24 protein-coding genes are annotated in these 26,976 nt (G+C 68.9%); 13 read left to right on the plus strand and 11 right to left on the minus strand.

Annotation, left to right across the window (positions count from 1 at the left end; translation table 11 throughout):
- Nucleotides 1-15: 15 nt before the first annotated feature.
- Both AKG07_RS06840 and AKG07_RS06845 read left to right on the plus strand, forming a co-directional pair.
- A complete protein-coding gene (locus AKG07_RS06840; RefSeq protein WP_053099183.1) occupies nt 16-654 on the plus strand; it encodes a Maf family protein in 639 nt (212 codons plus the stop codon).
- Between the two features lie 78 nt (nt 655-732).
- On the plus strand, nt 733-2,499 hold the full coding sequence (locus AKG07_RS06845; RefSeq protein WP_053096982.1) for an acetyl/propionyl/methylcrotonyl-CoA carboxylase subunit alpha: 1,767 nt from the start codon (nt 733-735) through the stop codon (nt 2,497-2,499).
- 68 nt (nt 2,500-2,567) lie between these two features.
- Here the strand turns inward: AKG07_RS06845 and AKG07_RS06850 are convergent, their stop codons facing one another.
- Nucleotides 2,568-4,022: an NAD(P)H-quinone dehydrogenase gene (locus AKG07_RS06850; RefSeq protein ID WP_171821928.1), complete on the minus strand. Its 1,455-nt coding sequence runs from the start codon at nt 4,020-4,022 to the stop codon at nt 2,568-2,570.
- A gap of 48 nt (nt 4,023-4,070) precedes the next feature.
- On the opposite strand from AKG07_RS06850, the gene AKG07_RS06855 reads away from it, so the two are divergent.
- The 3 genes from AKG07_RS06855 to AKG07_RS06865 are packed head-to-tail and all read left to right on the plus strand — an operon-like array spanning nt 4,071 to nt 6,840.
- Nucleotides 4,071-4,904 carry a purine-nucleoside phosphorylase gene (locus AKG07_RS06855; RefSeq protein WP_053096984.1) on the plus strand — a complete coding sequence of 278 codons (834 nt, stop codon included), beginning with the start codon at nt 4,071-4,073 and terminating at the stop codon, nt 4,902-4,904.
- A complete protein-coding gene (locus AKG07_RS06860; RefSeq protein ID WP_053096986.1) occupies nt 4,901-6,571 on the plus strand; it encodes a phospho-sugar mutase in 1,671 nt (556 codons plus the stop codon). The genes AKG07_RS06855 and AKG07_RS06860 overlap by 4 nt, the downstream gene beginning before the upstream one ends.
- A gap of 5 nt (nt 6,572-6,576) precedes the next feature.
- Nucleotides 6,577-6,840 carry an HPr family phosphocarrier protein gene (locus AKG07_RS06865; RefSeq protein WP_082297852.1) on the plus strand — a complete coding sequence of 88 codons (264 nt, stop codon included), beginning with the start codon at nt 6,577-6,579 and terminating at the stop codon, nt 6,838-6,840.
- Nucleotides 6,841-6,848: 8 nt separating this feature from the next.
- On the opposite strand, the gene AKG07_RS06870 is transcribed toward AKG07_RS06865, so the two are convergent.
- Nucleotides 6,849-8,771 (minus strand): BglG family transcription antiterminator, encoded by a 1,923-nt coding sequence (locus AKG07_RS06870; RefSeq protein WP_053096991.1) that lies wholly within the window; start codon nt 8,769-8,771, stop codon nt 6,849-6,851.
- Nucleotides 8,772-8,936: 165 nt separating this feature from the next.
- On the opposite strand from AKG07_RS06870, the gene AKG07_RS06875 reads away from it, so the two are divergent.
- The 8 genes from AKG07_RS06875 (at nt 8,937) to AKG07_RS06910 (ending at nt 16,666) form a co-directional block, all read left to right on the plus strand.
- On the plus strand, nt 8,937-9,254 hold the full coding sequence (locus AKG07_RS06875) for a PTS sugar transporter subunit IIB (RefSeq protein ID WP_053096993.1): 318 nt from the start codon (nt 8,937-8,939) through the stop codon (nt 9,252-9,254).
- Nucleotides 9,251-9,532, plus strand: a complete 282-nt coding sequence (locus tag AKG07_RS06880; RefSeq protein ID WP_053096995.1) for an HPr family phosphocarrier protein — start codon at nt 9,251-9,253, stop codon at nt 9,530-9,532. Before AKG07_RS06875 ends, AKG07_RS06880 begins: the two co-directional genes overlap by 4 nt.
- Complete coding sequence (gene ptsP / locus AKG07_RS06885) at nt 9,529-11,214, plus strand: phosphoenolpyruvate--protein phosphotransferase (RefSeq protein ID WP_082297853.1); 1,686 nt, start codon at nt 9,529-9,531, stop codon at nt 11,212-11,214. The genes AKG07_RS06880 and ptsP overlap by 4 nt, the downstream gene beginning before the upstream one ends.
- The gene (locus AKG07_RS06890) at nt 11,211-12,845 is read left to right on the plus strand and encodes a PTS mannitol transporter subunit IICB (protein WP_053096997.1); all 1,635 of its coding nucleotides are present in this window, start codon (nt 11,211-11,213) and stop codon (nt 12,843-12,845) included. The genes ptsP and AKG07_RS06890 overlap by 4 nt, the downstream gene beginning before the upstream one ends.
- Before the next feature lie 67 nt (nt 12,846-12,912).
- Nucleotides 12,913-13,344, plus strand: a complete 432-nt coding sequence (locus AKG07_RS06895; protein ID WP_053096999.1) for a PTS sugar transporter subunit IIA — start codon at nt 12,913-12,915, stop codon at nt 13,342-13,344.
- On the plus strand, nt 13,344-14,501 hold the full coding sequence (locus tag AKG07_RS06900; RefSeq protein ID WP_053097001.1) for a mannitol-1-phosphate 5-dehydrogenase: 1,158 nt from the start codon (nt 13,344-13,346) through the stop codon (nt 14,499-14,501). Before AKG07_RS06895 ends, AKG07_RS06900 begins: the two co-directional genes overlap by 1 nt.
- 85 nt (nt 14,502-14,586) lie before the next feature.
- Nucleotides 14,587-15,906: a flavin-containing monooxygenase gene (locus tag AKG07_RS06905; protein ID WP_053097003.1), complete on the plus strand. Its 1,320-nt coding sequence runs from the start codon at nt 14,587-14,589 to the stop codon at nt 15,904-15,906.
- Between the two features lie 10 nt (nt 15,907-15,916).
- Nucleotides 15,917-16,666, plus strand: coding sequence for an alpha/beta hydrolase (locus tag AKG07_RS06910; RefSeq protein ID WP_082297854.1), 750 nt, complete (start codon nt 15,917-15,919; stop codon nt 16,664-16,666).
- Between the two features lie 19 nt (nt 16,667-16,685).
- On the opposite strand, the gene AKG07_RS06915 is transcribed toward AKG07_RS06910, so the two are convergent.
- The 9 genes from AKG07_RS06915 to AKG07_RS06955 form a co-directional block, all read right to left on the minus strand.
- Nucleotides 16,686-17,543 carry a carbohydrate kinase family protein gene (locus tag AKG07_RS06915; RefSeq protein ID WP_053097007.1) on the minus strand — a complete coding sequence of 286 codons (858 nt, stop codon included), beginning with the start codon at nt 17,541-17,543 and terminating at the stop codon, nt 16,686-16,688.
- 29 nt (nt 17,544-17,572) lie between these two features.
- A complete protein-coding gene (locus AKG07_RS06920; RefSeq protein ID WP_053097009.1) occupies nt 17,573-18,676 on the minus strand; it encodes a polysaccharide deacetylase family protein in 1,104 nt (367 codons plus the stop codon).
- A 3-nt stretch (nt 18,677-18,679) separates the two neighbouring features.
- The gene (locus AKG07_RS06925; RefSeq protein ID WP_053097011.1) at nt 18,680-19,795 is read right to left on the minus strand and encodes an adenosine deaminase; all 1,116 of its coding nucleotides are present in this window, start codon (nt 19,793-19,795) and stop codon (nt 18,680-18,682) included.
- 52 nt (nt 19,796-19,847) lie between these two features.
- On the minus strand, nt 19,848-21,140 hold the full coding sequence (locus tag AKG07_RS06930; protein ID WP_053097013.1) for a thymidine phosphorylase: 1,293 nt from the start codon (nt 21,138-21,140) through the stop codon (nt 19,848-19,850).
- Entirely contained in the window at nt 21,137-21,535 is a 399-nt protein-coding gene (locus AKG07_RS06935) for a cytidine deaminase (protein WP_042536471.1), read from the minus strand. The genes AKG07_RS06930 and AKG07_RS06935 overlap by 4 nt, the downstream gene beginning before the upstream one ends.
- Nucleotides 21,536-21,542: 7 nt before the next feature.
- Entirely contained in the window at nt 21,543-22,829 is a 1,287-nt protein-coding gene (locus AKG07_RS06940; RefSeq protein WP_053097015.1) for an ABC transporter permease, read from the minus strand.
- Nucleotides 22,826-24,145, minus strand: a complete 1,320-nt coding sequence (locus tag AKG07_RS06945; RefSeq protein WP_053097017.1) for an ABC transporter permease — start codon at nt 24,143-24,145, stop codon at nt 22,826-22,828. Before AKG07_RS06945 ends, AKG07_RS06940 begins: the two co-directional genes overlap by 4 nt.
- Entirely contained in the window at nt 24,142-25,656 is a 1,515-nt protein-coding gene (locus AKG07_RS06950; protein WP_053097019.1) for an ABC transporter ATP-binding protein, read from the minus strand. Before AKG07_RS06950 ends, AKG07_RS06945 begins: the two co-directional genes overlap by 4 nt.
- 161 nt (nt 25,657-25,817) lie before the next feature.
- The gene (locus AKG07_RS06955; protein WP_053097021.1) at nt 25,818-26,930 is read right to left on the minus strand and encodes a BMP family lipoprotein; all 1,113 of its coding nucleotides are present in this window, start codon (nt 26,928-26,930) and stop codon (nt 25,818-25,820) included.
- Nucleotides 26,931-26,976: the final 46 nt, after the last annotated feature.

Raw genomic sequence — 26,976 nt, forward strand, 5'->3', positions numbered from 1 at the left:
GATACGGTGGTGAACATGCGCGTCTGCCTGGCCTCCACCTCTCCCGCCCGCCTCATGCTGCTGCGTCAGGCGGGTATCGAGCCTCTGACCCAGTCGCCGGGAGTGGATGAGGATGCGGTCGCCGCCGCTGCCGCGGCCGAACGGGGCGCGGAGCTGACACCGGCGGACCTCGTGCTCCTGCTCGCCCGGGCGAAGGCGGCGGACGTCGCGCAGCGCCTCTCTGCGGACGGCGAGTTCGACGGCATCGTGATCGGCGGAGACTCGATGTTCGAACTAGGCGGGCGCGTGTACGGCAAGCCCTACACGCCCGAGGAGGCGACCAGACGCTGGCAGGAGATGCGCGGGGCCACCGGCATCCTGCACTCGGGGCACTCGGTCTTCCGTGTCTCGCCGGGCACCGACCCGGTCGAGGCCACCGCCACGGCCGAGGCTTCGGTGACCTTCGCCGATGACGTCACGGATGCCGAGATCGCCGCCTACGTCGCCTCGGGTGAGCCCCTGCTCGTCGCCGGTGCGTTCACGGTCGACAGTCTGGGCGGCGCCTTCATCACCCGCGTCGACGGCGACCCGTCGACGGTGGTCGGGATGTCGCTGTCGACCGTGCGCCGCCTCGCCGCCGATCTCGGCGTCACGTGGACCGACCTCTGGTCGTAGAGTCTCGTCGACGTTTCCGCCTCTTTCTTGTGGAGAGTCGTCAAAGCGAACGGGAGCCTTCTCGCTAGGCTGGCAAGCATGCCTGATATCGCCAAGGTGCTCATCGCCAACCGCGGCGAGATCGCCGTCCGCATCATCCGTGCCGCTCGCGACTCGGGGATCGCCTCCGTCGCCGTGTACGCCGACCAGGACCGCGACGCTCTGCACACCCGCCTCGCCGACGAGGCCTATGCCCTCGGCGGCGCCACGAGCGCCGAGACCTACCTGCAGATCGAGAAGATCCTCTCGGTCGCCCGCCGCGCCGGCGCCGACGCCGTGCACCCCGGGTACGGCTTCCTCGCCGAGAACGCCGAATTCGCCCGCGCCGTCATCGGTGCGGGAATGACCTGGATCGGGCCTTCCCCCGACGCCATCGAGGCGCTCGGCGACAAGGTCACCGCCCGCCACGTCGCCGAGAAGGTCGGCGCACCGCTCGCTCCCGGAACGCCGGGGCCCGTCTCCGGAGCCGACGAGGTCGTCGCCTTCGCGAAGGAGTTCGGTCTGCCGATCGCGATCAAAGCCGCGTACGGCGGCGGAGGTCGCGGCCTGAAGGTCGCCCGCGAGCTCGACGAGGTCGCGGAGCTCTTCGAATCCGCCACCCGCGAGGCGGTCACCGCCTTCGGACGCGGCGAGTGCTTCGTCGAGAAGTACCTCGACAAGCCGCGGCACGTCGAGACCCAGTGCCTGGCGGATGCCGAGGGCAACGTCGTCGTCATCTCGACGCGCGACTGCTCGCTGCAGCGCCGCCACCAGAAGCTCGTCGAGGAGGCACCCGCGCCGTTCCTCACGGACGAGCAGAACGACCTGCTCTATTCCGCGTCGAAGGCCATCCTCAAGGAGGTCGGCTACGTGGGCGCAGGCACCTGCGAGTTCCTGATCGGCGCCGACGGCACCGTCTCGTTCCTCGAGGTCAACACCCGTCTGCAGGTCGAGCACCCCGTCTCCGAGGAGGTCACCGGCATCGACCTGGTGCGCGAGCAGTTCCGCATCGCCGCCGGCGGCACGATCGACTACGACGACCCGAAGCCGACCGGACACTCGATCGAGTTCCGCATCAACGGCGAGGACCCCGGTCGAGGGTTCCTCCCGCAGCCGGGTCCGATCCACGTCTTCAAGACCTTCGGCGGACCCGGCATCCGCCTCGACTCCGGCGTCACCGCGGGCGACTCGGTATCGGGCGCCTTCGACTCGCTTCTCGCGAAGATCATCGCCACCGGCAAGGACCGCGCCGAGGCCCTGGAGCGCTCGCGCCGCGCCCTCGAGGAGTTCGAGGTCGCAGGTCTGCCCACCGTGCTCCCGTTCCACCGCAAGGTCGTGAACGACCCCGCGTTCACCGCGGAGAACGGCGAGTTCGGCATCTTCACCCGCTGGATCGAGACCGAGTTCGAGAACGACATCCCCGCCTGGGACGGCGAGCTCGAGTCGCCCTCCGCCGGCGAGAACCGGCACACCGTCGTGGTCGAGGTCGGCGGCAAGCGCCTCGAGGTCAGCCTTCCCGATCGCGTCGCGGTGGCGGCCGGCACGGCAGGACGACCGGCCGCGGTTCCGCCGTCCCGCCGCAGCCACGCGACCTCGGTCAGCGCCGGCGCATCGGGAGACGCCGTCAAGTCGCCGATGCAGGCCACCGTCGTCAAGGTCGCCGTCGAAGAGGGGCAGCAGGTCGTCAAGGGCGATCTGGTCGTCGTCCTCGAGGCGATGAAGATGGAGCAGCCGCTGCAGGCTCACAAGGACGGCACGATCGGCAACATCGGCGCCGTCGCCGGTGCGACGGTCTCGGCCGGACACCAGCTGCTCACGATCAGCTGACCGCCCTCGCACACGAGAAAGGCGCCCCGCTGCTGCGGGGCGCCTTTCTCGTCTGATCCGCGGCGGATCTAGGAGATGTTCGCGTTGACGAGGTGCATCGCCCGGCTCGCGTCGGTGATGCTGCTCGACAGCGACGGGTATGCCGCGAAGACGCGAGAGACCTGGTCGACCGTCAGACGACGCTCCACGGCGACCGCGATCGGGTAGATCAGCTCGGAGGCCTTGGGCGCGACGATCACGCCGCCGATCACGGTGCCGGATCCCTTGCGTGCGATCAGCTTCACGAAACCGTCCTTGATGCCCATCATCTTGGCCCGAGGGTTCGCGGCGAGGGGCAGCTTGTAGACGAGGCCGTCCGCGACGCCGTCTTCGACGTCCTTCTCGGAATAGCCGACCGTGGCGATCTCGGGCGCCGTGAAGATGTTGGAGGTGATCTTGATCAGCTCCAGAGGGATCACGATGTCGCCCAGCGCGTGGAACACGGCCGTGCGGCCCTGCATCGACGCGACGGAGGCGAGCGGGAAGAAGTTCGTGCAGTCGCCGACGGCGTAGACGTTGGGCACAGAGGTGCGCGCGACGCGGTTGACCCGCACGTGCCCGGTCTCGTCGAGCTCGACTCCCGCGTCTTCGAGACCGATGCCGGCGGTGTTCGGGATCGAGCCGACCGCCATGAGGCAGTGACTCCCCTCGACCGTGCGGCCGTCGGAGAGCGTCGCACGCACGCCGTCCTCGGTGACCTCGACCTTCTCGGCGCGGGCCTTGGAGAGCACCGTCATCCCCCCGCGCTTGAAGACCTTCTCGAGCACGTGCGCGGCATCCTGGTCCTCACCCGGCAGCACCTGCTCGCGGCTGGAGATCAGCGTGACCTTGGCGCCGAGGTTCATGTAGGCGGACGCGAACTCGGCGCCCGTCACACCGGAGCCGACCACGATCAGGTGCTCGGGAAGCGCCTTCATGTCGTAGAGCTGCGTCCACGTGAGGATCCGCTTGCCGTCGGGCTTGGCCGAATCCAGCTCGCGCGGCGACGCGCCCACCGCCACGATGATCGTGTCGGCCTCGACGCGGTCGAAGTCGGTGCCCTTCTGCCCGGTCGAGACCACGATCGCCGTCGGTCCCTCCAGGCGGCCGTGGCCGGACAGGATGCGCACGCCGGCCTCGAGCAGCGTCGTGCGCATGTCCTCGGACTGCTGGCCCGCGAGCGCGATCAGACGTTTGTTCACCGCGGCGAGGTTGATGGCGATCTCGGGCTTGAGCGGCTTGCCGTGCTCGCCCTTGGCGTAGAACTGCACTCCGAGGTCGGAGGCCTCCGAGATCGCGACCGCGGCATCCGCCGTGGCGATCAGGCTCTTCGAGGGGACGACATCGGTGAGCACTGCCGCTCCGCCCACGCCCACACGCTCGACCAGGGTCACCTCGGCTCCGAGCTGAGCGGCCGCGAGGGCCGCCTCATAACCGCCGGGACCGCCGCCGAGGACGGCGACGCGCTGTGTGCGCTCAAAAGGGGTGGAAGACATGATCTCCATTCTTCCGCAATCCTGGCCCCGGAGCCTGCACCTTCCTAGAGTGGATCCATGTCTGAAACACACAGCAACCCCCTCGACGACCCGAATGCGAACCCGTTCGAGGTCGCAGCCGACGCAGCCGCCGACATCGCGCGCCTGACCGGAGTCGAGAAGCACGACATCGCCCTGACCCTCGGCAGCGGGTGGGGCAAGGCCGCCGACATCATCGGCGAGACCACGGCGACCATCCCCGCCACCGAGGTCACCGGCTTCTCGAAGCCCGCTCTCGAGGGCCACGTGGGCACCCTGCGCAGCATCCGCACTCCCGATGGCAAGAACGTCCTCGTCATCGGTGCCCGCACCCACTACTACGAGGGCCACGGCGTGCGCCGTGTCGTGCACTCGGTGCGCACCGCCGCGGCCACGGGCGCCAAGATCATGGTGCTGACGAACGGCGCCGGCGGAGTGCGCGAGACCTGGACCCCCGGCCAGCCCGTACTGATCAGCGACCACATCAACCTCACGGCCGACTCCCCTCTCGAGGGCGCGACGTTCATCGACCTGACCGACCTCTATTCGACACGTCTGCGCGACATCGCCCGGAGCGTCGACCCCACTCTCGACGAGGGCGTGTACACGCAGTTCCGCGGCCCGCACTACGAGACGCCGGCCGAGGTGCAGATGGCCAAGCACATCGGCGGACACATCGTGGGAATGTCGACAGCGCTCGAGGCGATCGCCGCTCGCGAGGCCGGTATGGAGATCCTCGGGTTCTCGCTCATCACCAACCTCGCCGCCGGCATCCAGAAGACGCCGCTCAGCCACGCTGAGGTCATCGAGGCCGGTCGAGAGGCCGAACCGGTCATCTCGGCGCTGCTGGCCCGAGTGGTCGAGGCGCTGTGAACGACGAGCGTCTCGCGCAGGCGCGCGCGTGGATGAGACAGGACCCCGATCACGAGACCCGCGACGAGCTGGCCGTGGTCATCACGCGGGCAGCCGATGGCGACGAGTCGGCCGCCGCCGACCTCGATGATCGCTTCAGCACCCGACTCGCATTCGGCACCGCCGGTCTCCGCGGAGCCCTGGGGGCCGGCAGCAACCGCATGAACCGCGTGCTCGTCGCGCAGGCGGCCGCCGGGTTCGCCTCGTACCTGCGCGAGAAGTCGCACGGCCGCACGCCGACCGTGGTGATCGGCTATGACGGACGCCGCAACTCCCGCGTGTTCGCGACCGACTCCGCCGAGCTGTTCGCCGGAGCAGGGCTGCGCGCGATCCTGCTGCCGAGACTGCTGCCCACGCCCGTGCTCGCGTTCGCGGTGCGTCACCTGGGCGCGGATGCCGGTGTCATGGTGACCGCGTCGCACAACCCGCCGAACGACAACGGATACAAGGTCTATCTGGGCGGCGCCGATCAGGGCTCGCAGATCGTCGCACCCGCCGATGCCGAGATCGCCGCGCACATCCAGCGGGTCGCCGATGCGGACGACGTCACGTCGTTGCCTCGCTCCACCGACTATGAGACGGCCGGCGAAGCCGTGGTCGACGCGTACGTCGCCGCGACAGCGGCGGTCGCTCCCGCACCAGCCGGCGCGTCCGATCTGCGCTGGGTCTACACCGCTATGCACGGGGTCGGCTGGGAGACGCTGTCGAAGATCGTCGCGGCCGCCGGATACCCTCAGCCGATGGTCGTCGGAGAGCAGCTCGAACCCGACGCGACGTTCCGCACCGTCTCGTTCCCCAACCCGGAGGAGCCGGGGGCGATGGACCTATCCTTCGCCCGGGCTCGCCGCGTGCAGGCGGACTTCATCATCGCCAATGATCCGGATGCCGACCGACTCGCCGTGGCGATCCCGGACGCGTCGTCGGAGGGCGGATGGCGGCGACTCACCGGCAACGAGGTCGGGCTCCTCCTGGGCGCTCGCGCCGCCAGGGCCGCCGAGGGCACGCCGGGTGCATCGCTCGCGTGCTCCCTGGTCTCATCGCCCGGCCTCGGCGCGGTCGCCGCCCATCACGGGCTTGACTTCCACGAGACGCTCACGGGCTTCAAATGGATCTCCCGCGCCCCCGGCATCGTCTTCGGCTTCGAGGAGGCACTGGGCTACCTCGTGAATCCCGAGACCGTGCGCGACAAGGACGGCATCTCGGCGACCGTGGCGATCCTCGGTCTCGCCGCCGAGGCGCACGAGCGCGGACGCTCTCTCGCCGACCTGTTGTCCGAGCTCGGTGACACGTACGGTCACTTCGCCAGCGGTCAGGTGTCGGTCCGCGTGCAGGACCTCTCGGTCATCGGCACCGTGATGCTCTCGCTGCGCACGCTGCCGCCGACGCACTTCGGCAGCCACGCGATCGCCTCCGCGGAGGATCTGCTGCACGCCGACGCAGGGCAGCCCTCGGGCGACGTGCTGCGGTATCGGCTCACGGACGGCTCGCGCATCATCGTCCGTCCGAGCGGCACCGAGCCGAAGCTCAAGGTCTACATCGACGCGGCCGCGGACTCCGCAGAGCGCGCCACCGCGACCGTCGCCGAGCTCGAGGCCGCGGTGCGCCTGCTCCTGGAAGAACGCTCGTAGGCCGCATGCCGAGAAGACATGTCGTGATCAGCGCGCACAACGGGGTGCACGCGCGCCCCGTCGCCGAGCTCGTGCGGCTCGTGCAGGCGCATTCGCACGCGGTGACCCTGCGGACGTCGTCGGGCGCGGTCGTGGACCTCAGCAGCGTTCTCGCGCTGATGGACCTCGCACTCGCGCCCGGCGATGCCGTGGTGCTCGAGACGGCGGACTCGGCCGGCGCCGACGCCGTGCTCGACACCCTCGCCGGCGTCCTCGACCCTCAGGGCTGACCCGGCCGTCACCCGTCGATGACGGCGACGAGCTCGTCGAGGAACGCCTCGAAGGTGGTGCCCCGGCGGAGGATTCGCTGCACGCTCTCCCGTTCGCTGAACACCTCGACGAGCTGCTCGAACACCGTCTGGAACGCGGCGCGGTCGCTCTCGCTGAAGGCGGCGAGAGCGACCACCTGCACGCGGCCCTCACCCCACGCTGCCGACCCGTCCGTCACGCCGATCGCGATCGCGGTGCGCGTGGCGGTCATCTGGAGCGCGTGCGGCACCGCGAGCGCGTCTGTGAACGCCGTCGACGACATCCGTTCGCGGAGGATGGTGTTCTCGACGTAGTCGTCGCCGATCAGCCCCGCATCCACGAGGAGACCGCCCAGTCGCCGGATGATCGCCTCCTCCCCCGCATCGGGCAGCGGATAGACGAAGGCGTCGGCATCGAAGTATCGTGCGAGCTCGCCACGGAGCCTGGTGAGGCGTCGGCCCCGCCGGACGCGTGCCGCGGCCTGCTGGATCCGGTCGACATCGGCATCCGTGAGGAACGGCTGGATGCGGACGAAGCGATCGCCGGCAGCGCCCGGCTCGATCGTGCTGAGCACCAGGTCGGTGTCAAACGACGCCCAGTCCGGGTCGACCTTGGTGATGACGCTGGTCACCTCGATCGCGGACCCGAGCGAGCGGTCGACGCTCGATCGGAGCAGCTCGTGCAGCTCGTAATACCCGGGGCACACGATGGTCGCGGTGAGGATCGACTCGGCCTTGCGGCTGCGCTCGAGTCGTCCGCCGACGTGCATCGCGATGTAGGCGATCTCGTCGTCGTGGATCGGCGTGCCGAGGCGATCGTGCAGTCCGCTGGCGATCGAGACCGCGACCTCGAAGATCATCGGATACGAGGTCTTGAGCGAGCGGGTGAGCGGATTGCGGGTCAGCGCGCTCTCCTCGGCGCGACGCATCAGGTTCTGCACGTGCAGGGCGAGGCGCAGCACGAAGGTCTCGTCGACCAGGTCGACTTGGAAATCCTCCGCCGCCCTCGCGATCTCCGCACGCACGGCCGCCTCGACACCCGGGTCCACGCCGCTGCGGGCGACATCGCCCGCAGCGTCCTCCCCCGGAGCCACGATGCGCGTGAGGACGAGGGACGCGAGATGCCCGCTGTCCCCGTCGCCCAGCGCGACCGAGAAGTGCTGCTGGGCGAGCCGGGCGATCACAGCCCCGACCCGCGGGATCTCCTCCCGCGCACCGGCAGGACCGGCTTCGAGCGCGTGGCCGGCCGCAACCCTCTCGGCGGCGATCGCGATGTGCAGAAGGACATCGGAGATCGCGAGCTCGTTGACGTAGTAGCCCTGTTCTCCGAGTTCGCGCACGAGCTCGGACTTGAAAGGCCCGACGGCGTCGGCGGCGATGACTCCTCCGGCGAGCGCTCGGCGGAACGTCTCGGGGTGGAACGACGCGGCATCCATCTCGTCATGTGCGAGTCGCGACAGCAGACGACGCTGTGCCGCCTCGTTGCCTCGCAGTCGCACGATCTCGCGGTCTCTCTCGAGTGCGAGATCGGTGCCGTCGAGCAGTATGCGGACGCGGGCGAGGTCCGCCTCGAGAGTTGCTTCGCTCACATGGAGCGCACTGGCCGTGGCGAAGACGTCGACACCTTCCGGCACATCGAGCAGGGTGCGGACGAGACCGTGCAGTCGGTCACGCGGGGCGGAGTCGCCGCTCTGACGCGTGCGCAGTGCGTCGCGAGCCCCCGACCCGGCGCGGTATCCCGCCGGGCCCGACTCGACGGCATCCGCTCCACCGGTTCTCGCGTTCAGCGCGGCGACGTACGAGCGGATGCTGCGCGGGGTGACCCCGAGCTGATCGGCGAGACTGGCGGCCGTCACCCACTCGCCCTGACGGAGCAGGGACGACAGGAGCTGATCCTGACGCTGTCGCGACATGATGCTCCCTCCTCCGTGCCGACCGCACTGTCCTGACGTGACTTCCATGATGTCAGCAAGCGGGGAGCGGTGCTCCGAAACCGAGGTTCCGCAGGGGCGGAAAGGAACCTGTTGGCGAGCACACCCCCCTTGTTCCCAGACTGTTCTCAGGAAAGGTGAGCATCGATGAAGATCCTCGTGGTGTGCGGCGCTGGCGCGTCGAGCACGTTCGTCGCGCAACGACTCCGCCGGGCGGCTTCCGAAGCCGGCCTCGACTGGGACGCCGCAGCCGGCATGGAGCAGTCCGTCGCCGGCAGCGACCACGACCTCATCCTCATCGGCCCTCATCTCGCCGATCGCCTCGAGGCGATCCGCCAGGCGGCGCCCGCTCAGGTGGCCGTGCTCCCCGACGACGTCTTCGCCGATCGGGACGGCACCCGCACGCTGGCACTCGCACAGTCGATCGTCTCCAGCGCCAGGAACACCCCGAAAGGAACATCATGACCGTCTCTCGCACCGTCCGTATCGGCTCATCCCATGGACTCCACGCCCGTCCGGCGAAGCTGTTCGCACAGGCGGCGAAGGACTCGGGGATTCCCGTGACCATCGCGAAGGACTCGGGGAAGGCGGTCAACGCGGCCAGCATCCTCGGCGTGATCGCACTGGCGATCGAGCACGGCGACTACGTCACGCTGACGGCCGACGGCGACAGCGCGGAAGGCGTGCTCGACACGCTCACCGAGCTGCTCACGACCGACCATGATCAGGACGCCGGAGTATGAGCGAACTGCGTGGAGTCGGCATCGGTCTCGGAGTCGCCCAGGGCGTCGTCGTCCGGATGACCGAGGCGCTGCCCGCCCCGGAGAACACCGCCAGCGGTCAGGGAGCCGACACGGAGCGCACACGTGTCCGCGAGGCCGTGACGGCCGTCGCACAGGAGCTGACGGCCCGCGGCGAGGCCGCCGGCGGCTCGGCCCAGGAGGTGCTCGAGGCGCAGGCGATGATCGCCGAGGACCCGACGCTGCAGGACGAGGTCGACGCACGCATCGACGACGGCGCGACGGCCGAATGGGCCGTGCATGACGCGTTCGCCGGTTTCCGGGCGACGCTCGAGGCGGTCGGGGGCTACCTCGGCGAGCGCGCCGCCGATCTCGACGACATCGCGCAGCGGGTGCTCGCCCGCCTTCGCGGCGTGGATGCGCCAGGGGTCCCCGACCCCGGGCATCCGTTCGTCCTCGTCGCTCGCGACCTCGCCCCGGCCGACACCGCGCTGCTGAACCTCGATCAGGTGCTCGCCCTCGTCACCTTCGACGGCGGACCCACCTCCCACACCGCGATCCTCGCCCGCGAGAAGGGCATCGTCGCGATCGTCGGAGCGGCATCAGCCTCGGAGCTCGCGACCGGCAGCCCGGTCATCGTCGACGCCGCAGCCGGAATCGTCACCGTCGATCCGACCGACGACGAGAAGGCGCGCGCCGAGCAGCGCGCCGCCGCCCGCCGCTCGGCGGATGCCGCACCACTCACTCCCGGCGCCCTCGCCGACGGCACGCCGATCCCGCTGCTGGCGAACCTGGGGAAGCCTGCAGACGCATCCGATGCCGTCGAACGCGGGGCCGAGGGCGTCGGGCTGTTCCGCACCGAGTTCCTGTTCCTCTCGTCGGCGCAGGCGCCGACGGTGCAGCAGCAGCGAGAGTCCTATCGGGAGCTGCTCGCGGCCTTCCCCGGCAAGAAGGTCGTCGTGAGGATGCTGGATGCCGGCGCCGACAAGCCGCTGGCGTTCCTCAACGACGCGCACGAGGAGAACCCGGCCCTGGGCCTGCGGGGGCTGCGTGCTCTGCGGGCGAGCGAGGACATCCTGCGCGAGCAGCTGACGGCCCTCGCCGAAGCGGATGCCGCGACCGAGGCGGACCTCTGGGTCATGGCGCCGATGGTGGCGACCGTCGAGGAGACGCAGTACTTCACCTCGCTCGCCCGGGAGTACGGCCTGAAGACCGCCGGTGTCATGGTCGAGATTCCGTCCAGCGCGCTGCTCGCCGACCGGATCCTCGCGCACGCCGACTTCGCCTCGATCGGCACGAACGACCTCACGCAGTACACGATGGCCGCCGACCGTCTGCTCGGCTCCGTCGCGGCGTTCCAGGATCCGTGGCACCCCGCCGTGCTCCGTCTCATCCGTGAGGTCGGCACGGCAGGTGCCCGGCTCGGCAAGCCGGTCGGGATCTGCGGTGAGGCCGCCGCCGATCCGATGCTCGCCGTCGTGCTCGTCGGGCTCGGCGCAACGAGCCTCTCCATGGCGCCGTCCGCCCTGGCGGACGTGCGTCACACCCTGTCGCAGCACACTCTCGACGAAGCCCGCAACTTCGCCGAACTCGCACTGGCGGCGGACGACGCCGCCGGTGCTCGCCTCGCCGTGGCTGACGCCGCGGCACCCCTCCCCCCTCACCAGAAAGAGACGACATCATGACGACGACGTCACCCGCCGCCACGAAGGCAGGCGGCCTCCGAACGGGCGTGCAGCGCTTCGGCACGTTCCTCTCGGGCATGATCATGCCCAACATCGCCGCGTTCATCGCGTGGGGATTCATCACGATGCTCTTCATCCCGGCCGGATTCTTCGGGTCCGAGAGCCCGTTCGGCTGGCACTGGGCCGGTGTCGCCGAGACCATCGGCGGCGGCGGCGATTCCGCAGTGGTCGGCTGGCAGGGCGCCATGACCGCGGTGGCCGAAGGCGCCGACGGCAACATCTTCGCGTACGTGGGCCTCGTCGGACCGATGGTCACGTACCTGCTGCCGCTCCTCATCGCCAACACCGCGGGCCGCATGGTCTACGGCGAGCGCGGTGGAGTCGTCGCGACGATCGCGACGATGGGTGTCATCGTCGGCACCAACATCCCGATGTTCCTCGGCGCGATGATCATGGGGCCGCTCGCGGCCTGGATCACCAAGCAGATGGACCGGATGTGGGACGGCAAGATCCGCCCCGGCTTCGAGATGCTGGTGAACAACTTCTCGGCCGGCATCCTGGGCATGATCCTCGCGATCGTGGGATTCTTCGCCTTCGGTCCCGTGATGCTCGGCATCAGCGCGGTTCTCGGCGGTGCCGTCGACTGGCTGGTCGCGCTGAACCTGCTGCCCCTCGTGTCGATCATCGTGGAGCCCGCGAAGGTGCTGTTCCTGAACAACGCCATCAACCACGGCGTGTTCACTCCGCTCGGCATCGAGCAGGCGGCCGAGACCGGCAAGTCGATCCTCTTCCTGATCGAGGCGAACCCCGGTCCGGGCCTCGGTCTGCTGCTCGCGTTCTCGTTCTTCGGCGTCGGTGCGGCCAAGGCGTCTGCGCCCGGAGCAGCGATCATCCAGTTCTTCGGCGGCATCCACGAGATCTACTTCCCGTACGCGCTGAGCAAGCCGACCACCATCCTCGCCCTGATCGCGGGTGGCGCGGCCGGTGTCACGACCAACATGGTGCTCGGAGGCGGCCTGGCGTTCCCGGCAGCCCCCGGCAGCATCATCGCCGTGACCGCGGCCGCCGTCGGCCCCGGCGTCCCGAACCTGCTCGTGGTCTACCTCTCGGTGATCATCGCCGCGGTCGTCACGTTCCTCATCACCGGCGTCATCCTGCGGGCCTCCCGCAAGCGCGACCTCGAGGCCGAGGGCGACAGCTTCGGCGACGCGATCGCACAGACCGAGGCGAACAAGGGCAAGTCCTCCGCCGCGATGGACGCCCTTCGCGCCTCGTCGGGTACGGGAGCTGCGGGAGCAGCCGCTGCGGCTGGCACGGGCGTCGCCACGGATCGTCGCATCGAGAACATCGTGTTCGCCTGCGACGCCGGAATGGGCTCATCGGCCATGGGCGCGAGCGTGCTGCGCAACAAGTTCAAGAAGGCAGGGGTCGAGGGCGTCACCGTCACGAACCAGGCCATCGCGAACCTCGACGGCAGCGCCGACCTGGTCATCACCCAGCAGCAGCTGACCGACCGGGCGAAGGCGCAGTCGCCGAACTCGGTGCACGTGTCCGTCGACAACTTCATGAACTCTCCGAAGTACGAAGAGGTCGTCGAGATGGTGCGCGAACAGCGCGACACCGACGCGTGACAGACCAGGCGGGGCGGGTGCTGCGGCATCCGCCCCGCCTCCACATACTCAGAAAGAAGGAATCACCATGAGCGTTCTCACCCTCGATCAGGTCCGCATCCACTCCGGAAGCAGCACGCAGGAGAAAGCCCTCCAGGAGGCGACCGACATCCTCGTCGCGGCAGGCGCCGTCACCCCCGCCTATGTCGACGCGATGCGTCAGCGCGAGCAGACGGTCTCGACCTACATGGGCAACGGTCTGGCGATTCCGCACGGCACGAACGACGCCAAGGATGCGATCCTCGGATCCGCGCTGTCTGTCGTCCGCTACGACGGCGGAGTCGACTGGGACGGGGAGGCCGCGACGTTCGTCGTCGGCATCGCCGGCCGTGGCGACGAGCACCTCGAGATCCTCTCGCAGATCGCGATCCTGTTCTCCGATGAGGACGACGTCGCGAAGCTCAACGCGGCGCAGACGCCCGACGAGCTGTACGCCCTGCTCTCGGCGGTGAACGACTGATGAAGGCCGTGCACTTCGGCGCGGGCAACATCGGCCGCGGATTCGTGGGGCTGCTCCTGCACGAGGGCGGATACGAGGTCGTGTTCTCCGATGTCGCCGACGCTCTCGTCGACGCCATCAACGCCGTCGATTCGTACACGGTGCGCGAGGCCGGACCCGGCGGCACCGACCACGTGGTGACCGGCTTCCGGGCGGTCAACAGCAGGACCGATCCGGATGCCGTGGCCGACGAGGTCGCGACCGCCGATGTGGTCACGACGGCGGTCGGACCGACCGTGCTGCGCTTCGTCGCCCCCACGATCGTCGCGGGCCTCGCCCTGCGCCCTGCCGGAGCCGCTCCCCTGCAGGTCATGGCCTGCGAGAACGCGATCGGGGCGACGGACACCCTCCGGGCGGAGATCGAGAAGGCGGCGGGCGCGGACGCCGAGGAGCTGCTGTCGCGTGCGGTGTTCGCGAACACCGCCGTCGACCGCATCGTCCCCGGTCAGCCCGCAGACGGCGGCGTCGACGTCACGGTCGAGCCGTACTTCGAGTGGGCGATCGAATCCCAGGCCTTCGGCGGCGCGCTGCCGAACATTCCCGGCGCTCATTTCGTCGACGATCTCGCCCCGTACATCGAGCGCAAGCTCTTCACGGTGAACACCGGCCACGCCGCCACGGCGTACTTCGGCGCACGGGCCGGCATCGAGCGCATCTCCGACGCCCTGGCCGACCCCGACATCGCCGCACGCGTCTCGGCCGCTCTCGAGGAGACCTCCGCGGTGCTGGTCGCCGAACACGGGCTCGACCCGGCCGAACTGGCCGCGTACCGAGCGACGATCCTCGAGCGGTTCCGCAATCCGGCGCTCGTCGACACCGTGCAGCGGGTCGGCCGTCAGCCGTTGCGCAAGATCTCCCGACACGAGCGCTTCATCGGACCGGCGGCGATGGCTGCCGAGAGAGGGCTCTCCACGATCGCGCTGGTCGGCGCGGTCACCGCAGCCCTCGAGTTCGAGGATCCCGATGACGAGCAGGCGGTCGAGCTGCAGCAGCTCCTGCACACGGAGGATGCGCTGGCGTTCACCTCGTCCGCAACGGGGCTCGACCCCGAGCATCCGCTGTTCCCGGCGGTCCGCGACGCAGTCGTCTCCCGTCAGACAGCACTGAACGCCTCCTGACGACGTCGCACGCCGTGTTCTGCGCCCTCTGCCGATACGATCGGCGGAGGGCGCAGTGGCGAGCACAGCGAGGTGCGGGAGCAGCATGAACAGATACGCCGTCATCGGTGCAGGTCCGTCGGGCCTCGCCGCTGCTCGGGCGCTGACGAAGCGCGGTGTCGGGATCGACGGATACGAGGCCTCGACCGGCGTGGGCGGCCTGTGGGACATCGACAACCCCCGCAGCACGATGTACGAGTCCGCGCATCTGATCTCGTCGCGCACGACGACCGAGTTCGCCGAGTACCCCATGCGTTCGACCGTCGACTACCCCGGCCATCGGACGCTGCGACAGTACTTCGAGGACTATGCCGAGCACTTCGGTCTCACCGGGCTCTTCCGGTTCGAGACGACCGTCACGCGGCTCGAGCCGCGGGACGACGGCTGGGATCTCACGAGCTCGGGGCCCGACGGCGAAGAGACCCGGTGGTACGCCGGCGTCGTGCTCGCGAACGGCACGCTCGCCGAACCGAACGTGCCGACCTTCGCCGGAGAATTCAGCGGCGAGATCATGCACACGAGCGAGTACAGGTCGGCCGCACAGCTCACCGGCCGGCGTGTGTTGCTGATCGGGGCGGGGAACTCGGGGTGCGACATCGCGGTGGATGCCGTGCACCACGCCTCCTCGGTCGACATGAGCGTCCGCCGCGGCTATTACTTCGTCCCGCGCTATCTGTTCGGCAGGCCGAGCGACACCCTGAATCAGCGCCGTCCCCTGCCCGCGCGCGTCAAGCAGGCGGTCGACAGCCGGGTGCTCCGGGCGTTCACCGGCGACCCTGCGCGCTTCGGTTTCCCGAAGCCCGACTACCGCATCTACGAGGCTCATCCGATCGTCAACACGATGATCCTCAATCACCTCGGGCAGGGGGACCTGCGTATCCGCCCCGATGTGGAGCGCCTCGACGGCACGACCGTGCGCTTCCGGGACGGGACGTCCGACGACTACGATCTGCTCCTGCTCGCGACCGGATACCGGCTCGACTACCCGTTCGTCGACCCACAGCACCTGCATTGGAGCGGCGCGGCACCACGGCTGTTCCTCCACGTCTTCCCCGCATCGTTCAACGGTCTCTTCGTGATGGGCATGATCGAGGCGTCCGGCATCGGCTGGCAGGGGCGGTACGAGCAGGCGGAGCTGCTGGCCGCATACCTGGACGCGGCGGAGAACGATCCGCCTCGGGCGGTGCGATTCCGCGATCGGGTGACCTCCGAGCCGTGGCCCGATCTGACCGGCGGCTACCGATACCTGCGCCTCGACCGCATGGCCTACTACGTGAACAAGGACGCATATCGGGGTGCGGTGCGACGCGAGCGGTCGGCGCTCGAGCGGCCGCACCCCGAGCTCGCTCACATCCGCACCCCGTAACGTGGGGCGAGTGCAGAAGAAGCGTGGTCGTCGTGTCCTGAAAGTGATCCTCTGGGGAGTCGTCGGCGTCCTCGTGATCGGCATCGTCGGAATACTCGCCTGGAGCCAGATCGGCGTCATGTCGGCCGAGAAGGACCCGCTCGCCAGCGTCGAGGACAACTCCGCCATCCATGTCGAGGATACAGAGCAGGGGATCGTGCTCACCCCGGCCGACGGCGAATCAGACCTCGGCCTGGTGTTCGTGCCCGGTGCGAAGGTCGATCCGTGGGCGTACGCACCGATCCTGCAGAGCCTCGCCGAAGAGGGCGTCACGGTGGTGATCACCCGCCCGTGGCTGAACCTCGCGTTCTTCGATCTGCGCGGTCTCGACTCCTTCACCTCTGCGGCCCCCGACATCGATGACTGGGCGGTCGGCGGACACTCGCTGGGCGGCGTGCGCGCGTGCCAGCTCGCCGCGGATGCCGAGGCACTCGTGCTGTTCGGCTCCTACTGTGCGACGGACGTGTCGGACACCGATCTCGCCGTTCTCAGCATCTCGGGCAGCGAGGACGGACTGTCGACGCCCGAGAAGATCGCCGATGCTCGTGACCTCCTGCCGGCCGACGCCGAGATGGTCGAGATCGAGGGAGCGTCGCACGCGTCGTTCGGCGACTACGGGCCCCAGGCCGGTGACGGCGAGCCGACGATCTCGAGCGACGAGATGCACGCACAGGTCTCTGAGATCCTCGATGCCTTCATGGCGGACGTCGCCGCGCGCTGAGCAGCGTCGACTGCTCCGCTCAGCCGATGACGGGGTCGAGCAGCGGATGCAGGTGCCGTGTGCCCAGCACGGATGCCGCCGCGCGTGAGCCCGCAGCGAGGGCGTCCGGAACGCAGGCCCCCGAGAGCCGGGCATCGAGGACGCCGGCCAGGAACGCGTCGCCCGCGCCATTGGTGTCGACGACATCGACCGGCACGGCTGCGACACGGTGTTCGGTGCCGTCTGCGTCGATCGCGACTGCCCCGTCGGCGCCCAGGGTGCACACGGCGAGCGAGGCGCCGCCAGCGACGCATGACCGGAGGAAGCGCACCGGATCGGCCAGACGGTCGGCGTTGCAGAACACGGCCTGCGCTGCAGCGAGGAAGGGCCGGTGGAACTCGGATTCGCCGTCGTAGTCGTGCACGTCGACCCAGATCGGGCGCCCGGTCGCGACGGCCGCGGGGAGGAGTCGCAGCGGCTCGGCCGCGAGGTCGAGCACGATCACCTCAGCGCCGCTCATCGCGGTGTGCAGAGCTGAGTCATCTCTCCCGTCCGTCGCCGAGGGGGACGCGAGATACAGCGAGACTCGCTTGCCCTCGCGGGTCATGAGGTTCAGATGGCGCTCGGTGGCGTCGCCCGTTCCCCACCGCGCACGCACACCGGCATGTGCGAGCGCGTCGCGCACGCGGTGTCCCGGTTCATCCGCCGCGGTGAGGGCGTACAGCAGAGCGGAGCGCCCGAGCGAGGCGAGCGTGAGGGCCTTCCCCGCGCTCGTGCCGCCGACGGTCTCCCAGGTCTCCTCGGCGAACTGCATGTGCGGCACCGGCTCAGGCAATCGATCGAGCACGACGATCGAGTTCCACGATGCCGGTCCGGCTATGAAGACGGTGGCGGTCATGAGTACATCCTGCCGTCCGAGACCCCGGTTCAGCCGATCCGCTGGATGAGCGAGTCCAACCCCATGCCGTAGTCGATCCGCACGACGGGCAGGGCGAGCTTGTCCGTGCCGATCTCGACATACCCGGGCTCGATGGTCCGCGCCATCTCGAACCCGGCCTGAGCGACGCCCTGCTTCGACGTGTCGTCGAAGTGACCGAACGGATACGCGATCACCTCGCGCACCCCGAGCACGTCGGCGGATGCGTTCAGATCGGCGGCGATCTCGTCCGCCGTCCAGTTCACCATCCGGCCCTTGCCGTTGTCGCCGGCCTGATGCATGTCGTGCGTGTGAGATCTGCGAAGGACGTACATCGACGGCGCGGGGTCCTGGCGGTCGGCGGTGATCATGAACGAGGTCGACAGCAGCCTGTGCGCATCGATCACCGGAACCGCGAGGTCGAACCAACTCTGGTCGGCGTCGTCGTCGGTGATGATCACCGAACGAGCAGGCAGCGACAGTCGACCGTCGATGAACGCGCTGAGCTCATCCCAGGTCGGCAGGTAGAAGCCCGTCGTCGCGATGTGGTTCATCTGCGCCTCGAAGTCCCCGATGTACGCGTAGTTGCCGCGGAGCCAGCCGGTCTCGCCCTCGGGGTTCGAGGTGAACTGGTGGTACATCAGGATCGGGACCTGCACGTCCGCCGCGGCATTCGCCTCGGGCGTCGTCCACGCCGCGAAGAGCTCGATCTGCTGATCGACGCACACGACGGGGTCGGCTCCGTTGATCCGCGCGGCGACCGTGCCCCCGGCGGCATCCGCTGCGGTCGAGTACCAGCCGGCGAACACCCGACCGTCCTGCGCCGGTATCGGAAGCGCCACGTACAGTGCATCCTGCCGCTGCAGCATCGGTTCCTGCGGCGCACCGTCGCCGATGAAGCTCACCGCGCACGCGAGCGGGTCGCCGGCATCCGCGACGAGCTGCTGCGCGGGTGTCAGCGGACGCTCGATGGCGTCGCCGCCCGCTCGCGGCACGAGCACCTCGGGCACTCGGGTCGACCATGAGAAGGCCGCGATTGCACCGCCGACGACGATGACGACGGCGCTGACGATCACTGCGACGCCGATACGGCGTCGCTTCCCCCCGGAAGCCATGATCTAGATGTCGAATCCGTCGGCGATCATCTCGACAAGCTCCTCGCGCTCCTCGACGGGCAGAAAGGCTCCGGCCGCCGCGTTGAACTGGAAGGTCTCGAGATCGTCGAGATCGTACTCGAACGCCTCGACCAGGAGCGACAGCTCCCGGGTGAGCGAGGTCGCGCTCATGGTGCGGTTGTCGACGTTGACCGTCACGGCGAAGCCGAGCTGGTAGAGCAGGTCGAAGGGATGGTCGGCGAGCGTGTTGCCCCACGACGCGATCGCGCCGGTCTGCAGGTTCGAGGACGGGGACAGCTCGAGCGGGATCTCTCGGTCTCGCACCCAGCGGGCGAGGTCGCCGAACTGGACCTGCACCTCGTCGCCCTCCTGCGTGATGACCTGCAGGTCCTCGGCGATGCGCACGCCGTGGCCGAGTCGCAGCGCTCGCCCGTCGATGAGCGCCGAGCGGATCGAGTCCGGCCCGGCAGCCTCCCCCGCGTGGACGGTCACGGGGAAGAAGTTCTCCGCGAGGTAGTCGAAGGCGGCGCGATGGTTCGACGCCGGGAATCCGTCCTCGGGACCGGCGATGTCGAAGCCGACGACCCCTCGTCCGCGGAAGCCGACGGCGAGCTCGGCGATCTCGCGCGAGCGGTCTGTGTGGCGCATGGCGGTGATCAGCTGACCGACGCGGATGCTGTGGCCCTCGCGATCCGCGGCGTCCTCACCCTCCTCGATCCCCTGCTGCACAGCCTCGACGGTCTGCTCGAGGGTGAGCCCACGCGTGAGATGCTGCTCGGGCGCCCAGCGCACCTCGCCGTAGATCACGCCGTCGTGCGCGAGATCCTGCACGAACTCGCGAGCGACACGGGTCAGGCCCTCCTGCGTCTGCATCACAGCCGTGGTCAGATCGAAGGTCTTGAGGTACTCCACCAGCGACCCCGAGTCGCCCTGCTTCGCGATCCACCTGCCGAGAGCGGCCGGCTTCGATTCGGGAACCTCGAGCCCGATAGCATCCGCCAGCTCGATGATCGTCGAGGGTCGCACCGCGCCGTCGAGATGGTCGTGCAGCGACACCTTGGGAAGGCTGCGCAGGGATGCCCCCTGGATGGTGACATCGCCGTTCGCGTCGATCGACATGGGGATTCCTCTCGGTCGCGGATTCGCTCTGTTCAGGCTAGCGGTCGGCGGATCAGGCCGTGATGCGCTCCCGCACGATCGGCCCTGCGGCCGGAGCCTCGTCGCCGATCGCCCAGGACCCCTCGAGCGCCTCGAGAGCGCGGGGGAACCGAGCCTCGTCGGCTGCCGAGAGCGTGAACAAGGGCTGTCCGGCCGCTACTCGATCACCGGGCTTGGCGTGCAGGTCGATCCCGGCCTCGAAGATCACCGGGTCCTCAGCCCGCGCGCGCCCCGCACCGAGACGCCACGCCGCGATGCCGAACGGCAGCGCGTCCATCTGCGACACCACGCCGTCGCGGGGAGCCGTGACCACATGGGTCTCGCGGGCCGTGGGCAGCGGTGCGTCGGGGTCGCCGTCCTGAGCGCGGATCATGGCCTTCCACCCGTCCATCGCGCGTCCGTCGTCGAGAGCGGCCTCCACGTCGGCATCCGGCTGTCCTGCGAGCGAGAGCATCTCGCGCGCCAGGGCGATCGTCAGTTCGCGGACGTCGGCGGGTCCTCCTCCGGCGAGCACCTCGACGGACTCGCGAACCTCGTTCGCGTTGCCGATCGCGCGACCGAGCGGCACGTTCATGTCCGTGAGGAGGGCGGTGGTGGCGACGCCGGAATCGGTGCCGAGTGCGACCATGGTGCGCGCGAGCTCGCGTGCCCGGTCGATGTCCTGCATGAACGCACCGGAGCCGAACTTCACGTCGAGCACGAGAGCGTCGGTGCCCTCGGCGATCTTCTTCGACATGATGCTCGAGGCGATCAGCGGGATCGCCTCGACGGTGCCGGTGACGTCGCGCAGCGCGTAGAGCTTCTTGTCGGCGGGCGCCAGGCCTGAGCCTGCCGCGCAGATCACGGCGCCCACATCGCCCTGCATCTGGGCGAACATCTCCTCGTTGCTGAGCGCGGCGCGCCAGCCGGGGATCGACTCGAGCTTGTCGAGCGTTCCGCCGGTGTGGCCGAGACCGCGACCGGAGAGCTGCGGGACCGCCACCCCGAAGACCGCGACGAGCGGAGCGAGCGGAAGAGTGATCTTGTCGCCGACGCCGCCCGTGGAGTGCTTGTCGACCGTCTTCTTGCCGAGGGTCGCGAAGCTCATCCGCTCCCCCGACGCGATCATCGCGTCGGTCAGCACGCGGATCTCGTCGCGCTCCATGCCGCGTTGGAAGATCGCCATCGCGAACGACGCCATCTGCGCGTCCGAGACGTAGCCGCGGGTGTAGGCGTCGACCATCCAGCGCAGCGCCTTTTCGGGCACCGCACCGCCGTCGCGCTTGGCACGGATCACATCGACGGCGTCGAAGGGCTCAACGCTCATCGGGCGTCCTCCAGGTCTCGGGGGCCGAAGGCGTCCGGCAGTACTTCGTCGATGGTCCGGATGCCGGAGACGGTCTCCAGCAGCATTCCGGGCATCGCGTGTTCGTAGAGCAGCTGACGGCAACGGCCGCACGGCATGATGGTCTGCCCGTCGTTGTTGACGCACACGAAGGCGACGAGCTGGCCGCCGCCCGACATGTGCAGGTCGCCCACCAGCGCGCACTCGGCGCACAGCGTCACCCCGTACGAGGCGTTCTCGACGTTGCAGCCGGCCACGATGCGGCCGTCTCCGACGAGCGCGGCGGCTCCGACCCGGTAGCGGGAGTACGGCGCATAGGCCTTGGTCATGGCGTCGGTCGCGACCTGACGGAGCTCGTCCCAGTCGATGTCTGTCATGTCTCTCCTAGGACTTGATGTACGGCTTGCCGCTGGCTGCCGGACCGCGGATCTGACCGGCGAAGCCGGCGACCGCGAGCAGCGTCACGACATACGGGAGCATCAGCATGAACTCGCCGGGGATGGGGGTCTTGAGGATCGACAGCAGGTTCTGCAGGTTCGTGGCGAAGCCGAACAGCAGCGCCGCGAGCGTCGCGCGGATCGGATCCCACCGGCCGAAGATCACCGCGGCGAGGGCGATGAAGCCGAGGCCGGCGGTCATGTCCTTGCCGAACTGCGGCACCGAGACCAGCGTGAAGTACGCTCCACCGATTCCGGCGATCGCGCCCGCGAGCAGCACATTCCAGAACCGGGTCGCATTGACCTTGATGCCGACCGTGTCCGCGGCCTGCGGGTGCTCGCCGACCGCACGGACGCGGAGTCCCCACTTGGTGCGGTAGAGCCCCCAGGCGACGATCGCGACGGTGATGAACATCAGGTACACGATGAAGGTCTGGTTGAAGAGCACCGGGCCGATGATCGGGATGTCGCTCAGCAGCGGGATCTCGATGCGGCTGAAGCGCACCGGCGTGTTGAGGGCGGCCTCGTTCGGCGCGAGCAGTGCGCCGTAGAGGAATCCGGTGAGGCCGCTGACGAGCACGTTGAGCACGACTCCGACGATGACCTGCTCGACGAGGTACTTGATCGCGAATGCGGCCAACACCGCGGCGACGAGCACGCCGCCCAGCATCGCTCCGAGGAGTCCGATGAACGGGCTGCCCGTGACGCTCGAGAGCAGAGCAGCCGCGAACGCTCCGAGCAGGAGCTGACCCTCGATCGCGACGTTGACCACGCCCGCGCGCTCGCCGATGACGCCGCCGAGCGCGCCGAACACGAGCGGGACGGAGAGCGAGACGGCTCCGAAGAGCAGGCTGCTGACGGGCACGAGTCCACCCGCGCCCGCCCAGACGAGGAACCCGAAGACGGCGAGCACGCTGAACGCGATCACCAGCCAGATCGACGGCTTGCGATACGACCACGCCCGAAGGAACGCGAGCACCGACAGCAGCGCGAGGATCACGATCACGACCCAGCTGGTCGGCCCGGTCGGCAGAGCGATATCGGGCAGTGCGAACGGCGACGACGGGTCGTTCAGCCGGAAGCTGCTGGTGCCGCTGCGAGGCACGAGCAGGAAGAGGAGCGCCAGCAGCACCGTGGCTGCGGCGAGGACGATCGGCGCCTTCAGGTGCCGCTCGCGCACGGTGGCGAGCTGCACGGTTCCGTCGGCGGCTTCGCTCTGGACGAGGGAGGTCATGCGGTCACCGCCTTCTTCGCGGCTTTGGCTCTCGCCTTGGCCGCCTTCTCCGCGTCGGTCTTGGGAAGGAAGAACACCGTGCGCAGCAGCGGGGGCGCGGCGATGAACAGCACGACGAGCGACTGCACGACGAGCACGATGTCGACCGGGATGTCCTGAGCCTGCATCGAGAACGAGCCTGCCTTCAGTGCGCCGAACAGGATGCCGGCCGCGAACGTGCCCCAGGCGCGACTGCGGCCGAGCAGTGCGACCGTGATGGCGTCGAAGCCGATGCCGGCGTCGATCGTCTCGGTGATGCCGGTCGTGACGGCGCCCTGCACCTGGTTCATGCCCGCGAGACCGGCGAGACCACCGGCGAGGAGCATGGCGTAGACGTAGACGCGCTGGACGCTGATGCCTGCCGCACGCGCGGCGTGCGGGTTCTCGCCCACGGCGCGCATCCGCATGCCGAGGGAGGAGCGCTCGATCAGCCACCAGACGAACAGGGTCGCGATGATGACGATCACGAATCCGAGGTCGAGCAGAGGGAACTGCGGGCCGAGGAGCGAGGGGAACTGCGCGCTCTCAGGAGTGGCATAGCCGAGCGCCTGGTTCGTTCCGGGCTTCTGGAGCAGTCCGGGGGTGCGGATCATCCACAGCAGCAGGTAGTACGCCACATAGTTGAGCATGATCGTGAGGATGACCTCGTGGGCGCCCGTGCGTGCCTTCAGCAGACCGGCGATCGCCCCCCACAGCGCACCACCGGCGATGCCGGCGATCAGCGTCACGGGGATGTGCAGCCAGAACGGCAGGTCGAGCTGGAACGTGAGGAGTCCTGCCGCGGCGACGCCGATCAGCATCTGGCCGCGGGCACCGATATTGAACAGACCGACGCGGAACGCGAGGGCGACACCGAGACCGGCGGCGATCAGCGGCGCGGCGAATCCGAGAGTGTTGGTCAGCGGACGGATCTGAGCGGCGAAGTCCGCACCTCGTGCGTTGAAGATCGCTCCGCGGAACAGCGCCTCATAGCCGTTGTAGACGGCGTTCCATGCGGCGGCGATCGTGTCGGTCGGACGCGAGAAGAAGTACCCGGAGGCCTCGATCACGTCTTCGTTGGTGAAGGCGATGAGGATGCCGCCGACCACCAGCGCGAGGAAGATCGCGAGGATCGTCGTGACGGCGCTGCCGCGGAGCATCTCCTTGAGGATCACGTTGCCGCGCGGCGGCGGCGGGACGTCACCCGTGTCGCGCTGCGTCGTGGTCGTGTTCAGCGAGAGCTGGTCGCCGGACACGTCGCCCGCCGGTCCACTCCCCTGTGGCGTGATACCGCTCATGCGGCCACCTCTCCCTCGGCGGCGCCCGCCATCATCAGTCCCAGCGTCTCGCGCGGGGTGTCGCCGGGAACGATCCCGACGATGGTGCCTCTGTACATGACCGCGATGCGGTCGGCGAGAGCCGCGACCTCATCGAGCTCGGTCGAGACGACGACCACGGGGATTCCCGCATCCCTGGTCTCGATGATCCGCTTGTGGATGAACTCGATGGAGCCGACATCGACTCCGCGGGTCGGCTGCGCAGCCACGAGCAGCTTCAGCTCGCGACTCATCTCGCGGGCGATCACGACCTTCTGCTGGTTTCCGCCCGAGAGCGTGCCGGCCGGCGTGTGCGGTCCCTGGGTCCGGATGTCGTACTCGCTGATCCGCGCGCGGGCGAAGTCGTCGAGCGCGGCACGGCGGATGGTTCCACCACGGCTGAAGTCGGCGTCGCCCGTGCGGTCGAGGATCAGGTTCTCCGCCACCGAGAACCCGGCCACGAGCCCGTCCTCCGTGCGGTCCTCCGGAACGAAGCCGACACCGGCGTCGAGGATGCCCCGCACGCTCTTGCCGACCAGTTCCGCGCCGCCGAGGGTGATCGATCCCTCGACCCTCGCCGCGAGGCCGACGATGGCCTCGACCAGCTCGGTCTGACCGTTGCCCTGCACGCCGGCGACGGCGAGCACCTCGCCGGGTCGCACGGAGAAGTCGACGCCGTCGACGACGATCGCTCCCGCGGCGGTGAGCACCCGGAGCCCCGAGACCTCGAGGCCGCCTTCGCCGAGCCGCGGCGGATCCTTGTGCACCGTCAGCTCGACGGCGCGTCCGACCATGAGGGAGGCGAGCTCCGCGTTGGTCGCGGACGGCGACGCCTCGCCGACGATCTTGCCCAGGCGGACGATCGTGATGGTGTCGGCGACCTCGCGCACCTCGCGGAGCTTGTGGGTGATGAAGACGATGGCCGTGCCCTCGTCGCGGAGCTGACGCATGATGCCCATCAACTCGTCGGTCTCCTGCGGCGTGAGCACGGCGGTGGGCTCGTCGAAGACCAGGACCTTCGCGTCGCGCGAGAGCGCCTTGATGATCTCGACCCGCTGCTGCACGCCGACGGGCAGATCGCCCACGATCGCGTCGGGGTCGATGTCGAAGCCGAAGCGGGCGGCGACGGCGCGGACGTGCTCACGCGCCTTCGTGATGTCGAGGGTGCCGAGTCCCTTGGTCTGCTCGTGGCCGAGCATCACGTTCTCGGCGACCGTGAAGACGGGGACGAGCATGAAGTGCTGGTGCACCATTCCGATGCCGGCGTTCATGGCGTCGCCGGGGCCTCGGAACCGCTGGACGACGTCGTCCAGGAGGATCTCGCCCTCGTCGGCCTGATAGAGGCCGTAGAGCACGTTCATCAGCGTGGACTTGCCTGCGCCGTTCTCACCGAGCAGCGCATGGATCTGACCCGGTTCGACCACCAGGTCGATGTGGTCGTTGGCCACCAGGGTTCCGAACCGCTTGGTGATACCGCGAAGTTCGAGCTTCATATCTGCACCTTATCCAGAAGTGTCATCCAGAGGAGTCCGAAGAATCTCCGGCGCATCGCACGGGGATCACCCGGATGCACCGTGAACAGTCGTCATGGTCCGTCCACGGCGCGGGGCGAGTGGCCACGTGCACCACTCGCCCCGCGCTGGAACTCGATGAATTACGGGGAGTTCGGGGACTCCACCGTGATGTCGCCGGCGATGATCTGCTCCTGCAGAGCCGAGATCTCGTCGAGCAGTCCGTCGGGCAGGTCACCCTCGAAGGAACCGAAGCCCGAGAGCTTCACACCCTCGTTCTCAAGCGTGCCGACGTAGGGAGCCGGGTCGAAGTCGCCCTCGGACGCGGCGATCGTCGCATCCTCGACCGCGACGTCGATGGCCTTCATGATCGAGAAGAGGGTGACGTCCGCCACGCTCTCATCGGCGACGGCGAGGTCGCTGTCGACACCGACGAGGAGCGTGTCCTTGCCGCTGTCCGCGATAGCGGCCGCAGCGCTCTGGTAGATCGGTCCGCCGACGGGAAGGATGACGTCGACGCCCTGGTCGAGCACGCCCTGAGCGGTCTGCTTGGCCGTGTCGTTGGCGTCGAAGCCACCGGTGAACGAGCCCTTCTGCGTGGCGGTGTCCCAGCCGAAGACCTCGACGGCGCCCGACTTGTCCTCGTTGTACTTCTCGACACCGAGCTGGAAGCCGTCCATGAACACGGCGACCGACGGGATCTGCATTCCGCCGAAGGTGCCGACCTTGTTCACGCCGGACTCAGCCGACCAGCCGGCAGCGGCGTATCCGCCGAGGTAGGCGGCCTGAGCGGTGTCGAAGACGAGGGGCTTGATGTTCGGGGCATCGGTGGTGCCGTCGAAGTCGTTGTCCGCGTAGTCGTCGATGATCGCGTAGTTGATCTCGGGGTTCGCCAGCGCCGACTCGACGGTCGCGGCCGACAGCTTGAAGCCGACGGCGACGATGAGCGAGCAGCCTTCCGAGACGGCGGTCTCGAGGTTGGGCGCGTAGTCGTTGTCGTTGGCCGACTCGAACTCGAGCGGCTTGACGCCGAGCTCGTCAGCGGCACGGTCCATGCCCTCCTTGGCGGACTGGTTGAACGACTTGTCGTTCCAGCCGCCCGCGTCCGAGACGAGGCAGGGAAGGAAGTCGGACTCAGCCTCGCCGCCGCCGGTGCCGCCCGATTCGGTCGGAGCCTGGCCGCAGCCGGCGAGTGCGAAGACGACGCCAGCGGCGATGGTTGCGCCGAGCAGCTTCTTGGTGGTGGAGATGGTCAACTCATGCCTCCTGAACGGTGCCGCGGCCCTCGCGGATCGCTCAAAG

Origin of the sequence: Microbacterium sp. CGR1 (assembly GCF_001266755.1) — a bacterium.
In the GTDB taxonomy this organism is placed as follows: domain Bacteria; phylum Actinomycetota; class Actinomycetes; order Actinomycetales; family Microbacteriaceae; genus Microbacterium.

What these genes read in the sequence shown, in the direction of transcription:
- AKG07_RS06840 (WP_053099183.1), top strand. Translation starts at nt 16, where the DNA reads ATGCGCGTCTGCCTGGCCTCCACCTCTCCCGCCCGCCTCATGCTGCTG.
- AKG07_RS06845 (WP_053096982.1), top strand. Translation starts at nt 733, where the DNA reads ATGCCTGATATCGCCAAGGTGCTCATCGCCAACCGCGGCGAGATCGCC.
- AKG07_RS06850 (WP_171821928.1), bottom strand. Translation starts at nt 4,022, where the DNA reads ATGGAGATCATGTCTTCCACCCCTTTTGAGCGCACACAGCGCGTCGCC.
- AKG07_RS06855 (WP_053096984.1), top strand. Translation starts at nt 4,071, where the DNA reads ATGTCTGAAACACACAGCAACCCCCTCGACGACCCGAATGCGAACCCG.
- AKG07_RS06865 (WP_082297852.1), top strand. Translation starts at nt 6,577, where the DNA reads ATGCCGAGAAGACATGTCGTGATCAGCGCGCACAACGGGGTGCACGCG.
- AKG07_RS06870 (WP_053096991.1), bottom strand. Translation starts at nt 8,771, where the DNA reads ATGTCGCGACAGCGTCAGGATCAGCTCCTGTCGTCCCTGCTCCGTCAG.
- AKG07_RS06875 (WP_053096993.1), top strand. Translation starts at nt 8,937, where the DNA reads ATGAAGATCCTCGTGGTGTGCGGCGCTGGCGCGTCGAGCACGTTCGTC.
- AKG07_RS06880 (WP_053096995.1), top strand. Translation starts at nt 9,251, where the DNA reads ATGACCGTCTCTCGCACCGTCCGTATCGGCTCATCCCATGGACTCCAC.
- ptsP (WP_082297853.1), top strand. Translation starts at nt 9,529, where the DNA reads ATGAGCGAACTGCGTGGAGTCGGCATCGGTCTCGGAGTCGCCCAGGGC.
- AKG07_RS06890 (WP_053096997.1), top strand. Translation starts at nt 11,211, where the DNA reads ATGACGACGACGTCACCCGCCGCCACGAAGGCAGGCGGCCTCCGAACG.
- AKG07_RS06895 (WP_053096999.1), top strand. Translation starts at nt 12,913, where the DNA reads ATGAGCGTTCTCACCCTCGATCAGGTCCGCATCCACTCCGGAAGCAGC.
- AKG07_RS06900 (WP_053097001.1), top strand. Translation starts at nt 13,344, where the DNA reads ATGAAGGCCGTGCACTTCGGCGCGGGCAACATCGGCCGCGGATTCGTG.
- AKG07_RS06905 (WP_053097003.1), top strand. Translation starts at nt 14,587, where the DNA reads ATGAACAGATACGCCGTCATCGGTGCAGGTCCGTCGGGCCTCGCCGCT.
- AKG07_RS06915 (WP_053097007.1), bottom strand. Translation starts at nt 17,543, where the DNA reads ATGACCGCCACCGTCTTCATAGCCGGACCGGCATCGTGGAACTCGATC.
- AKG07_RS06920 (WP_053097009.1), bottom strand. Translation starts at nt 18,676, where the DNA reads ATGGCTTCCGGGGGGAAGCGACGCCGTATCGGCGTCGCAGTGATCGTC.
- AKG07_RS06925 (WP_053097011.1), bottom strand. Translation starts at nt 19,795, where the DNA reads ATGTCGATCGACGCGAACGGCGATGTCACCATCCAGGGGGCATCCCTG.
- AKG07_RS06930 (WP_053097013.1), bottom strand. Translation starts at nt 21,140, where the DNA reads ATGAGCGTTGAGCCCTTCGACGCCGTCGATGTGATCCGTGCCAAGCGC.
- AKG07_RS06935 (WP_042536471.1), bottom strand. Translation starts at nt 21,535, where the DNA reads ATGACAGACATCGACTGGGACGAGCTCCGTCAGGTCGCGACCGACGCC.
- AKG07_RS06940 (WP_053097015.1), bottom strand. Translation starts at nt 22,829, where the DNA reads ATGACCTCCCTCGTCCAGAGCGAAGCCGCCGACGGAACCGTGCAGCTC.
- AKG07_RS06945 (WP_053097017.1), bottom strand. Translation starts at nt 24,145, where the DNA reads ATGAGCGGTATCACGCCACAGGGGAGTGGACCGGCGGGCGACGTGTCC.
- AKG07_RS06950 (WP_053097019.1), bottom strand. Translation starts at nt 25,656, where the DNA reads ATGAAGCTCGAACTTCGCGGTATCACCAAGCGGTTCGGAACCCTGGTG.